This is a genomic window from Pseudomonas sp. H3_E04 (genome assembly GCF_054668915.1).
This window is the reverse complement of sequence record NZ_CP162797.1, coordinates 4,336,592-4,348,458: the sequence shown is the minus strand read 5'-3', so window position 1 is coordinate 4,348,458 and position 11,867 is coordinate 4,336,592. Positions and strand designations below refer to the sequence as shown.

Here is an 11,867-nt window from a genome sequence, read left to right as displayed (position 1 = left end):
CCTACTCCTTGGCGACGCGTTTCATGTCCGCATCCATCATCATGCGGATCAAGGTATCCAGGTCGGTTTTCGGTTTCCAGCCCAGTACACGCTGGGCCTTGGCCGGGTTGCCGAGCAGCACTTCGACTTCGGCCGGGCGGAAGAACGCCGGGTCGATCTTCACGTAATCGCGGTAGTTCAGGCCGACGTGGTCGAAGGCGATGCGGCACATTTCGCGCACCGTGGTGGTAACACCCGTGGCGACTACGAAGTCGTCAGGCTTGTCCTGCTGCAGCATCAGCCACATGGCTTCGACGTAATCGCCGGCAAAGCCCCAATCGCGTTTCGCGTCGATGTTGCCCAGTGCCAAGTCCTGCTGTTTGCCCAGCTTGATGCGCGCGGCCGCGTCAGTGACTTTGCGCGTCACGAATTCGATGCCGCGCAGCGGTGATTCATGGTTGAAGAGAATGCCGCTGCTGGCGTGCAGGTTGAAGCTTTCGCGGTAGTTGACGGTGATCCAGTGGCCGTAGAGCTTGGCCACGCCGTAAGGGCTGCGCGGGTAGAACGGGGTGTTTTCGTCCTGTTGCTCAGCCTGGATCAGGCCGAACATTTCGCTGGTCGAGGCCTGATAAAAACGCGTGTGCGGACTGAACTGGCGGATCGCTTCGAGCAGGTGTGTCACGCCCAATCCATCGACGATGCCGGTGGTGACCGGTTGATCCCACGAGGCGGCAACGAAACTCTGTGCGGCGAGGTTATAGACTTCGTCCGGTGCCGACTTGATTACCGCACGCTGCACCGAGCAGGCATCGGCCATGTCGCCGTCGAGGTAGACGATATCGGCTTCGACACCCATCTCGCGCAGGCGCCAGCGTGAATCGCTGCTGCGCCTGGCGACGAGGCCGTGAACCTTGTAGCCCTTGTCCAGCAGCAGTTTGGCCAGATAGGCGCCGTCCTGGCCCGTAATCCCGGTAATCAGTGCACTTTTTGTCATTGTTGTCGTACTCGCGTCTCCCAGTCGGACAGGATCGCCCGCAGGGATTGTTGTGTGGTGATGGCTGGCGCCCATCCTGTGGCGCTGGCCAGTTTTGCCTGACTGCCGCAGACGCGGCGCTGGTCCGCGCGACGCATGCGCGCCGGATCCTGCACCAGTTCTACGTCGACTTCGGCCAGATCGGCCAATTGCTCGATCAGGCTGCGAATGCTTTGCTCGCGGCCCGAGCAAATGTTGTAGACCTGCCCCGGTGTGCCGTTTTCCAGCAGTGCGAAGTAGGCGCAAATCACATCGCCGACATCGAGAAAATCGCGGGTCACGTCGATATCGCCGACTTGCAGTTGCGGTGCTTGCAAGCCCTGTTTGATGCGGCAGATCTGCCGCGCTGCGCTGGCGATGACGAAGCTGTCTTTTTGCCCGGTGCCAATGTGGTTGAACGGACGCGCGACCAGTACCGGCCAGCCTTCGCTCAGGCCCCATTGAAGGGTCAGAAATTCCGCTGAAAGTTTGCTCACTGCGTAAGGATTGCGCGGCAGCGGCGGTTGTAGCTCGGTGATCGGCAGGTGCTGCTCGTCGACTTGCCCGTAAACGTCACCGGAGCTGACGTACAGGAATGTCCCGGCAAAGCCGCGAGCCTTGAGCGCCTGCAACAGATTGAGGGTGCCGAAGAGATTGATGTCGAGGGTGCGGGCCGGGTCACGAAAGGCTTCCGGCACAAAGGTCTGGCCGGCCAGATGAATGACTGCATCCGGCAACTCAGGCCAAAGGTCGATGAGGCTGTCGGCGTTCGTAAGGTCGTAGGCCGATGCGGCAGGCAGCAGCTCCCACGACGATCCCGGCGAAGCCAGACGAGACTGAATGTGTTGTCCCACGAAGCCACTGAGGCCCGTGACGAACAGACGTTTTTTCAAACAGCGACCCCTTGGTCATGACTCGCGCCGCTTTCCTCACACGCTTTAAGGAAAGCTCTGTCAGACCGGAGGAAGTATCCGGTGAAACAGCAGGCGAAGCCGTTGTTGTAGTTGTTTGGTTGCCAATCTGTGCCAATTGCTCGGCAATTTCAACCGGGCAAACCGTGACTGGTCAGTTCTCGTCAGCATAGTCCGATTTATTCTCGCCCGGCGGTTCCCGGAGTCGCGATGGATGTGTTTAGAATGGCCTTCGTCGCGAGTTGGCCGGTTGTTTTCCGGACGCCGCGACGCGGGGTGAAACTGACCACTAAAACAAGAACGAAGACGTGCCCGATGATGACGGACGAGTGCCGGCCCTGCCGACCCGATCCGACGCCCGGCCGTCATAGCATGAAGCAGCCGGGACGGCGCTTCATCGTGGGATGCCATGAATTTCATTCTCTATTCGGACGTCAACGACAGCTCCATCAGTGCCAGTCTCGGGCGTCCGGAATACAGCTATTACTTTGTGCTCAAAGCCTATCGCCCGGTGCTGGAAAGCCTGGGGCGGGTGCACGTGGCCGGGTCTGTCGCCGACGTTGATGTGATTTACCGGCAATTGCTCGCCGCTGGTGAAGACAGTGTGTTCCTGTCCTTCACTCCGCCGCAGAAAACCCCGGTTGATCTGGAATGCCCGACGATATGCGTGGTGGCCTGGGAGTTCGATTCGATCCCCGATGAACAGTGGGACGACGATCCGCGTCAGGACTGGACGCGCATGCTCGCGCGCCACGGCCGGGTCATCACCCTGTCGAGCCACACGGCAACGGCGATCCGCCGCTCCATGGGCGAAGCATTTCCGGTACTGGTCTTGCCAACGCCGTTGTGGGACAGCTTCGCGGCAATTCGTCAGCAACAGCAGCCGATGCCAGTCAATCCGGGCACTACGCTGGCGATCAAGGGCTGCATTTTCGACAGCCGTACATTGGGGCTCTCGGCCGACGGTTTGCTTCCTGTCCCGCTGACTGCTGAAGAAGAGGCTGCGCTGGCGGCTGAACTGGAGGCAGCCCGGCCACCACCTTTGACGCTCAAGCGGCGTTTCGTCATTGCCCGGCACTACCTGCGGCTATGGCTGTTGAACGCCGGTCAGCTGCAAGCCGAACCGGTACCTCGAGTTAAATTCTTGTCGAACTGGTATTGGGAAGGCGTTCGCGATCTGCTGCCCGATGCCGTTCACGGTTGGCTCGAGCAGCGTCTGCCGGCCGTGTGCGCCGCGCCACCGCTGACGGTAGTCGAACCTGTCCCGCTCAATCTGCCAGACACCTCTTCGGTGGTCGAAACCCGGGTTGACGGCGTTATCTACGTCAGCGTGTTCAACCCCAAGGACGGGCGCAAGAACTGGCATCAACTCATCACCGCGTTTTGCTGGGCGTTTCGTGAGACGGCTGATGCGACGCTGGTGCTGAAAATCACGCAGAACGATCTGGCGCTTTACTACGACGAGCTGATGACCTTGCTCGCCCAGCTCACGCCGTTCGCCTGCCGCGTGGTGGTCCTGCACGGTTACCTGGACGACGGCCAATACGCTCGGCTTTATCAGGCCGCGAGTTTTTACGTCAACGCTTCGCGCTGTGAAGGTCTTTGCCTGCCCTTGATGGAGTTCATGTGCAGCGGCAAACCGGTGATCGCACCGGATCACTCGGCGATGCAAGACTACATCGACGACTCGGTGGCCTTCGTGGTCAAGTCCAGCGAGGAGCCGGCCATCTGGCCGCAGGACACTCGCCTGATCTATCGCACGCTGCGTCATCGGCCCGATTGGGGCTCGCTGAAAAGTGCCTACGAACGCAGCTACCGCATGGCCACGACGCAGCCGCAGGATTACCGCCGCATGTCGGCAGCGGCGGGAGAACGCATGCAGCATTATTGCGGTTTCAGCGAGGTGCAAACGCGTCTGTCGAACTTCTTCGAACCTTTGCCCGAGATTGCAGATGTCGTGCTCGCGAAGGATAACGCCTCATGCTGATCATCATTCATTCGGAAACCAACCGGCACACCATCGCGCAGAACCTCGGGCGCTCGGAATACAGCTATTACTTCGTACTCAAGGAGTATCGCCCGGTGCTCGAACGCATCGGTCAGGTGGTGGAAGTGGCCGATCCGCAGACGGAAGTCGATGCGCTGTATCTGGAATGCCTGAGCCGTGGCGAGCCCTGCGTGTTTCTGTCGTTCTCGCCGCCACATCGCACTCCCGTTGACCTGGCCTGTCCGACGCTGCCGGTGTTTGCGTGGGAGTTCAGCACGATCCCCAACGAAGCCTTTGCGGGCGAGCCGCGCAACGACTGGCGTAGCGTATTGCATGCCTGCGGGGCGGCGATCACCCATTCCAGTTATACGGTCAACGCCGTGCACGAGGCCATGGGGGCCGAATACCCGATCGTCGCGGTGCCGGCGCCGGTCTGGGACCGCTTTGCCGCCCGTGGCGCGAATATGCCCGAGCAACCGCTGGCCGCTGCATACAGCCTGACGATCAAAGGCCTGGTCGCGGACAGCCGCACCCTCAATCTGAATGCATTCGGCCCTGCGCACCTGCGCAGCGGCGACGGCATCGACTTCGCCGCGCCGGCCTCCGAACAGACGCTGGTGCTTGATGGCGTGGTTTACACCTCGGTGTTCAATCCCGGTGACGGGCGCAAGAACTGGGAAGACATGCTCAGTGCGTTTTGTGTGTGTTTGCGCGATGTTGAAGATGCGACGCTGGTGCTCAAGCTCACTCACCATGACGCCGAAGAAGCGCTCAGCGATATTCTTCATCACTTGTACAAAAACCAGTCTTACCGCTGCCGCATCGTTCTGATCTACGGTTACCTCGCCGATCCGGACTACGAGCAACTGGTGCAGGCCACGCGGTACGTGGTCAACACCTCGTACGGTGAAGGTCAGTGCCTGCCGTTGATGGAGTTCATGTCCTGCGGCAAGCCGGCGGTGGCGCCGCGCACCACGGCGATGATCGATTACCTGAGTGCCGACAATGCCTTTCTCATCGAATCCACCGACGAGCTGACAGCCTGGCCCCACGACCCGCGCAAAGCCTTTCGAACCTTGCGTTACGTGACCAACTGGAGTTCGTTGTGCGAGGCCTATCGTGCCAGTTACGACGTCGCGAAAAACCAGCCGCAGCGCTATGCCGCGATGTCGGCGCAGGCAGTCGACAGTTTGCAGGCGTTTTGCAGTCAGGCTGTGGCTGAACAGCGTTTGCGAGGGTTTCTGACGCAGTTGTTCGAGCATCGTGCGCCTGCCCTGGAAGCCCCCCAGGCATGAACGCCAAGCGCATCATGGACGTTGAAGTCCTGCGTGCGGTCGCGGTGCTCGGCGTGTTGTTCCACCACTTGCCGGACAATCTGTTCGGCGAACCGGTGCGGTCTCTGGGCTTGATCCATGCGTGGGCGCAGACGTGGTGGGGCGTCGATCTGTTTTTCGCCATCTCCGGGTTCGTCATCGCCCGCAGCCTGATCCCGCTGTTGCAAGGCTGCACGACGGCGCAGCAGCGCTGGCTCCAGGTCCGCCACTTCTGGCTGCGCCGGGCTTTTCGCCTGTTGCCTTCGGCCTGGCTGTGGCTGGTGCTGATCCTGCTGGCCTGCGTGTTTCTCAACCGATCCGGCGCTTTCGGAACGCTGTCCGCCAATCTTCAGGCAACTCTGGCCGGGGTGCTGCAATACGCCAATTTCCGGTTTGCCGACAGCTTCTTCCAATACGAATACGGCAGCAGTTTCGTCTACTGGAGCCTGGCGCTGGAGGAGCAGTTCTATCTGCTCTTTCCGTTGCTGATCCTGTTGTTTCGCCGGCACCTGGTCTGGGCATTGCTGGCGCTGGTGGCGGTGCAGATTCTGACCGTGCGCACGCCTTTGCTGATGGTGGTACGCACCGACGCGCTGGCGCTTGGCGTGCTGTTGGCGATGTGGAGTGCGCAGCCGGGTTATCAGCACTGGCAGCCCTCGCTCTTGCGCCGACCATGGCTTGGCATCTCAGCCTTGATTGCCATTGCAGCGCTGTTGAGCTTCATGGCCACCGACCGTTTCACTTTGGCCAATTATCGGATCGGTTCGATCGCCGTGCTCAGTGCCATGCTGGTCTGGATCGCCTCGTACAACCGTGACTACCTGATGCCTGCCGGACGCTTGCAGCGGTTGCTGGCATGGGTCGGTAGCCGCTCCTACGGTATCTACCTCATTCACATTCCGGTCTACCTGTTGGTACGTGAACTGATATTTCGCTTGCAGAGCAGCGGCCTGCCGAGCCCGGCCGGACATCCCGTCCTTACGCTGTTGATTGCCTTCGGCCTGATCGCGGTCCTCAGCGAACTCAACTACCGCTTGGTCGAAATGCCGATGCGCAATCGCGGTGCTGCACTGGTCAAGCGCCTCGATGCCTCCCGAACTGCTGTTACCTCAACCGGAGCCACCTCATGCTGAGTTTTTTGAAGAAACTCTCGGCGACAACGCCTGCACAGACGGCAGCAGAACCGGTCGCTGCGGTTGCCGACAAAGTCGATCCGTACTTGCTCGGCCTTTACGATGCAAAGCTCAGCGGCTGGTTCAACCAGGAAACTCACGAGCTGTACACAGGGTTCGCCGTGAGCGCCGACGACACGCTGCTTGATGTCGGCTGCGGCGATGGCGGCAACGTGCACTTTTGCGGTATGCGCGGGGCGAAGATCATTCTTGCCGATATCGATGCGGCCAAGGTCGAGGCCACGCGCCAGCGTCTGAACGACACACCGGCCCGGGACATCGAATGCCATGTCACCGACTGCAACCCACTACCGATTGCCGACGCAACGGCGACGCGTGTGGTCTCCACCGAGGTGATCGAGCACGTCGACGATCCCGCGCAGTTTCTCGCCGAGCTGGTGCGGGTCGGCAAGCCGGGCGCGCTGTATCTGCTGAGCGTGCCGCATCCCAGCTCCGAGGACCTGCAGAAGGACATCGCCGCGCCGGAGTATTTCCAGAAACCCAACCACATACGCATCATCAGTGAAGAGCAGTTCAAGTTGATGGTCAGCGAGGCCGGGCTTGAGATCATCAGCCACAGCCAATATGGCTTCTACTGGTCGATGTGGATGATGTTGTTCTGGGAAGCCAAGGTCGAGCTCAGCAACCCCGATCACCCGATGCTCGAGCACTGGGCCAATACCTGGCAAGCGGTGCTGGACTCTCCGCGCGGAGCGCAGATCAAGCAGGCGCTGGATGCGGTGGTGGCCAAGAGTCAGGTGATCATCGCGCGCAAACCTGCGGCATCCCTGTAGGAGCTGCGGCACGCTGCGATCTTTTGATCCAGGTTGTTGAAGCAAGATCAAAAGATCGCAGCCTCGTTTCACTCGACAGCTCCTACACGGTTTTTGTGTAACCTTGCAGCCCGGTGATCGAGGGGTTTTCAAGGTATGCGGTTTATTGCGGGTCTGATCTTTAGCGTCTTGCTGGCAGGTTGCGAGCAACACCCCGCGCCGGTCCTCGACCAGCAACTCTACGTCTGGCAACGCCAATGGACACCTGCGCATGAACCGGCATTGCGCGACAGCCACGACGATTTCTCGACCCTGCGCGTGCTGGCATTGCAGGCCTTTCCTGGCGAGCGGTGGAGCAGGGCGCGGGTTGCTCCGGCATTGTTGAAAGCTGATGGTCGCCCGCTGATCGCAGTGATTCGCCTCGATGGCCAGTTGCAGTCGCTGGATCAGGAGCAGGTCACCGCGCAGATTCTGCAGATCATTGCCGATTGGCAGGTGCATGGCCTCACGCTGAACGGTATCGAAATCGACCACGATGCCGGCAACGCGCGGCTGCCGGCGTACGCTGAATTCCTCAAACATTTGCGTGCGGCGTTGCCGCCTTCGTTGCCTTTGAGCATCACCGCGCTGCCGGCTTGGCTCGACAGCGTGCAGTTGCCAGCGCTGTTGCAAAGCGTCGACAGCAGCGTGTTGCAAGTCCACGCCGTGAGCGATCCGCGACTGGGTCTGTTCGATCCCGAGCAGGCGTGGAAATGGGCCAAGGCCTGGGCACGTATCAGCGACAAACCGTTCTATCTGGCGCTGCCGGCCTACGGCGTTGCGCTGTTGAGCGATGACGGTGGCGCGCCGGTAGTGGAAAGCGAAGTGCAACTGGAGCGCGGCGGGCAGCGCAGGGAATTGCTCGCCGATCCGCAGCAACTCAGCCAATTGGCCAAGACCTTGCGCGAGGATCCACCTGAGCATCTGGCCGGTTTGATCTGGTTTCGCTTGCCGCTGGCCAACGATCGTCGCGCCTGGAGCCTGACTACTTTGCGCGCCGTGGCGCGGGGCGATGGGCTGAACAGCCGGTTGGATCTGTCATTCAGAGAGCAGGGCGGTCTCTATGACATCCAGCTCGAAAACCGCGGCAATCTCGACAGCCCGTGGCCCGCGAAAATCACGCTGAAGGCGCAGGATTGTGCAGGTGCCGATGCGCTCGCCGGTTACTCGTTGCAACAAAGTGCCAATCTGCTTACCTTCACCCGCCTGCGTGACGGCCGCTTGCCGGCGGGCGGACAGCGCGCTGTCGGTTGGGCGCGTTGTGCATATATTGATCAAGGAGGTTCGCATGTTGACCCGTAACTGGCCCCGCCATCTGCTTTGCCTGAGCCTCAGCCTGCCGCTGGGTTCGGCGCTGGCCTGCGGCCCGGACTTCCCCATGCGCCTGCTCGACAACCGCGCGCAGACCTTGGCCGATTTGCCCGAAGGCAGCTTCAGCTTCGAAATCAGTCGCTTGGGTAAAACCATTGCCGGGCTGAAAAATGTCACAGGGGCGACCCATAACCCCAATGACTACGCCGAAGACCACGCGGCTGAGCTGGCGCGCGAACAGGCTGAGCAGGTGGGCCTGAGCGCCGAGCAATACGCGGTGGTCAAGCGCCTGCGAGGGCTCAGCGATGCACGTCAGGCCGAGGAGCAGGGCGCCAGTTTGCCGGCGGAAATCCGTTTGTACGTCGCCGGCGCCGTTGCCTTTGCCACCGGCGATGATCAATTGGCCACGGAGTATTTCAACAAGGTGCTGGCACTGCCGGCAGACCAGCGTCCGTTGCGCAGCACCTGGGCGGCGTATTCCCTCGGGCGCATCGCCTTTGCCATGAGCAACGAGGCGCACGATCGCATCGAAGCGCTGGAAGAAGCGCGCGATGCTTTCCGCCACGCTCGGCAACTGAGCATCGACGGCTTCAGCGATCCGCTGGAATTGGGCGTTGCCAGCCTCGGTGAAGAGGCGCGGGTGTTGCGCAGCGCGGGCGACTGGAGCGGCGCCATCGAACTGTACGAAGCACAGAACCTGCACGGTTCGGCCGTCGGTTACACCTCGCTCAAGCAACTGATGAACGAACTGGCCGAATTGCCCGAGGCCCAACTGGCGAAACTGCTACAGCAGCCAGCGGTGCAGCAACTGGTTACGGCATCGCTGGTCAGCCGTCAGGGCTGGTCTTTCGGTGAGCAGCCGCCGAATGAAAAGAAACTCGTCACACTCCTGCAAAACAGCACCCGTGGCAGCCTCGACAATGCCGATCGACTGGCGGCGATGAGTTATCAACAGGGCGACTACGCGTCTGCCCAGGCCTTTCTGGTAAACGCCGGCGACGGCGGGCTGGCCTGGTGGCTGCGGGCAAAACTGGCAGTGCGTGAGGGCGACACGACTGCCGCTGCCGCCGCCTACGCCAAAGCCGCCCAGGCCTTTCCGCAGAATGAAGACTGGGGCTATCGCCGCACGCCGGACTGGGCGTTTGAAACGGTACAGCCCAAATGCCGGGTCGACGGCGAAAGCGCGATCCTGGCGCTGCAACGCGGTGAATACCTGCAAGCATTCGTGCAGCTGTATCGCAGCAACAGCCTTTACTGGTTCGATGCCGCCACCGTTGCCGAGCGGGTGCTGACGATCGATGAGCTCAAGCGGTATGTCGATGAGAACGTGCCGGCGCCGCCGCCATTAACCCAGCAGGAGCGCGACAGCTATGTCCCGCTGTCGGTGGCCGCCAACCTGCGCAATCTGCTCGGTCGGCGCTTGCTGCGTGAGGGGCGATACCAGGAAGCGGTCGGTTATTTCGCCAGTGACGATCTGCAGCACAAGGCTCGGCTGTACGGCGAGCAACGGCTCAAGGCCGACTCGGCGTGGTGGCCGAGCAAGCGCGCCAGTGCGTTGTACAACGCCGCGTGGACAGCCCGGGAGTGGGGCATGGACATCCTCGGTTATGAGATGGCCCCCGATTACGCCACCTTCGGCGGCAATTACACGCTGGAGAGCACGAAGCTGGATGTCGGTCCGCTGATTTCCACGGCGGAAGTGCAGCGCCAGCAGGCCAGCGCCGCGCAACCGGATCAGCGTTATCACTATCGTTTTGTCGCCACGGCACTGGCCGGTCGCGCCGCCGATAACCTGCCGCACACCAGTCAGGCGTTTGCTGCGGTGTTGTGCAACGCCGCCGGCTGGAACAGCAGCCTCGAAGACCAGAGTGCGCTGTATCAGCGCTACGTCAAGGAAGGTCCTTACGTGCCGTGGGCGCAGGACTTCGGCAATCAATGTCCGTACCCGGACTTCGAGCATGCGGACAAGCGCTACGTCACCCAGGTGACCGATGCCGTGCGTGAAACGCTGCGACCATACAAGTGGCCGGTGCAGATCGGCGCGGTGCTGCTGGTCGCTGTCGCTGCGCTACTGCTGATCACCCGTCGTCAGCGCAAGGTACGCAAAGGCTAGGCCTGCTGAATGAAGCTCAGGCGTACGGCGAAGCCAATCAACAGGCTGCCAAACAGCCATTGCTGAATGCGCTGGGCGGTCGGACTGTGTTGCAGCCAACGGCCCAGTGCCGCGCCGGTCAGGGCAAATACACTGTCGAACAGCAGACCGACGCCGACCAGCACCAGGCCAAGCACGGCGAACTGGCTCAACACCGGCGCGCCATGACTGACGATGAATTGCGGCAGTAGCACCGAGCAGAACAGCAAAGCCTTGGGATTAAGCAGGTTGGTCAGCAAGCCGCGACGGATCGCATCGCGCCACTGGCCGTGGGCAAGTGCCTGCTCTTGGGTTTGCGGGCTCGGCACCAGCGAGCTGCGCAAACACTGGATGCCGATCCACAACAGATAGGCCGCGCCAGCGATGCGCACCACGTCAAACGTCCACGGTGCCGTTTTGAACAGCGCCGCCAGCCCCAATGCTGCCAGTGCCACGTGGCAGGCGCGGGCAATGGCAAGGCCCAGCGCGGTGGCCAATGCCGCGCCACGCCCCTGTCGCGCCCCGGTTTGCAACAGCAGGATCATGTCCGGTCCCGGCAGTAGCAGAACCACAGCCAGCGTCAGGATAAACAGCCAGAGACTTGCCACGTCACGCCCCTCTCAATGTTGATTTTCTCGCGCCAGTCTAGAGCGAGAGGCCAGGGCAGGTGCTTGCGTAGTCGGCTTCAATTGTTCACAGCTTTGGCATAACCTGCTGGTTTTAAACCGTCAGACTATCGGGATCTGCCAAAGATGAAACTCGACGCCTATGACCGCAAGATTCTCGCCGCGCTGCAACGCAACGGCCGCCTGAGCAATGTCGAGCTGGCGGAACAAATCGGCCTGTCGGCCTCGCCGTGCCTGCGCCGGGTGCGCATGCTGGAAGAGGCGGGAGTTATTCGAGGCTACCAGGCCAATCTGGATCGCGATGAAGTCGGGCTGGGGCTGACGGTGTTTGTCGGGGTCAAGGTCGAGCGGCATAACGAAGAACGCGCCGAGGCGTTTTATGCGGCCGTCACTGCGTTGCCTGAGGTGGTCTCAGCGTTTCTGGTGTCCGGCGAATCGGATTTCCTCTTGCAGGTGGTCGTCCCTGACTTGCGCGCTTATGACCGCTTTGTCAGTGCGCACCTGCTGAAACTGCCTGGGGTGAGCGATATTCGCAGCAACTTTGCCATTCACACAGTGAAAGCGCCGGGGGCGTTGCCGTTGGGGCATCTGCCGCTGTAGACCGGGTGGCGCC

10 protein-coding genes are annotated in these 11,867 nt (G+C 61.3%); 7 read left to right on the top strand and 3 right to left on the bottom strand.

The features are described from left to right. Position 1: 1 nt before the first annotated feature. Together gmd and AB4N53_RS19715 are read right to left on the bottom strand one after the other, a co-directional pair. Positions 2 to 973 carry a GDP-mannose 4,6-dehydratase gene (gmd, locus tag AB4N53_RS19720; protein WP_460122486.1) on the bottom strand — a complete coding sequence of 324 codons (972 nt, stop codon included), beginning with the start codon at positions 971 to 973 and terminating at the stop codon, positions 2 to 4. Next, positions 970 to 1,884, bottom strand: a complete 915-nt coding sequence (locus tag AB4N53_RS19715) for a GDP-mannose 4,6-dehydratase (RefSeq protein WP_460122484.1) — start codon at positions 1,882 to 1,884, stop codon at positions 970 to 972. Before AB4N53_RS19715 ends, gmd begins: the two co-directional genes overlap by 4 nt. Before the next feature lie 427 nt (positions 1,885 to 2,311). Here AB4N53_RS19715 and AB4N53_RS19710 point away from each other — a divergent pair, with 427 nt between their 5' ends. The 6 genes from AB4N53_RS19710 (at position 2,312) to AB4N53_RS19685 (ending at position 10,610) form a co-directional block, all read left to right on the top strand. Further along, positions 2,312 to 3,889: a glycosyltransferase gene (locus tag AB4N53_RS19710; RefSeq protein WP_460122482.1), complete on the top strand. Its 1,578-nt coding sequence runs from the start codon at positions 2,312 to 2,314 to the stop codon at positions 3,887 to 3,889. Further along, positions 3,883 to 5,184 carry a glycosyltransferase gene (locus tag AB4N53_RS19705; protein ID WP_460122480.1) on the top strand — a complete coding sequence of 434 codons (1,302 nt, stop codon included), beginning with the start codon at positions 3,883 to 3,885 and terminating at the stop codon, positions 5,182 to 5,184. The genes AB4N53_RS19710 and AB4N53_RS19705 overlap by 7 nt, the downstream gene beginning before the upstream one ends. Then, complete coding sequence (locus AB4N53_RS19700) at positions 5,181 to 6,335, top strand: acyltransferase family protein (RefSeq protein WP_460122478.1); 1,155 nt, start codon at positions 5,181 to 5,183, stop codon at positions 6,333 to 6,335. Before AB4N53_RS19705 ends, AB4N53_RS19700 begins: the two co-directional genes overlap by 4 nt. Next, on the top strand, positions 6,329 to 7,168 hold the full coding sequence (locus AB4N53_RS19695) for a class I SAM-dependent methyltransferase (RefSeq protein WP_460122476.1): 840 nt from the start codon (positions 6,329 to 6,331) through the stop codon (positions 7,166 to 7,168). Before AB4N53_RS19700 ends, AB4N53_RS19695 begins: the two co-directional genes overlap by 7 nt. A 135-nt stretch (positions 7,169 to 7,303) precedes the next feature. Next, on the top strand, positions 7,304 to 8,488 hold the full coding sequence (locus AB4N53_RS19690) for a DUF3142 domain-containing protein (protein WP_460122474.1): 1,185 nt from the start codon (positions 7,304 to 7,306) through the stop codon (positions 8,486 to 8,488). Continuing rightward, entirely contained in the window at positions 8,475 to 10,610 is a 2,136-nt protein-coding gene (locus tag AB4N53_RS19685) for a hypothetical protein (protein WP_460122472.1), read from the top strand. The genes AB4N53_RS19690 and AB4N53_RS19685 overlap by 14 nt, the downstream gene beginning before the upstream one ends. Here the strand turns inward: AB4N53_RS19685 and AB4N53_RS19680 are convergent. Further along, a complete protein-coding gene (locus AB4N53_RS19680; protein ID WP_460122470.1) occupies positions 10,607 to 11,236 on the bottom strand; it encodes a LysE family translocator in 630 nt (209 codons plus the stop codon). The two genes, AB4N53_RS19685 and AB4N53_RS19680, sit on opposite strands and share 4 nt — an antisense overlap. Positions 11,237 to 11,380: 144 nt before the next feature. Here AB4N53_RS19680 and AB4N53_RS19675 point away from each other — a divergent pair, with 144 nt between their 5' ends. Next, positions 11,381 to 11,854 (top strand): Lrp/AsnC family transcriptional regulator, encoded by a 474-nt coding sequence (locus AB4N53_RS19675; protein ID WP_095181183.1) that lies wholly within the window; start codon positions 11,381 to 11,383, stop codon positions 11,852 to 11,854. The last annotated feature ends 13 nt before the right edge of the window (positions 11,855 to 11,867 follow it).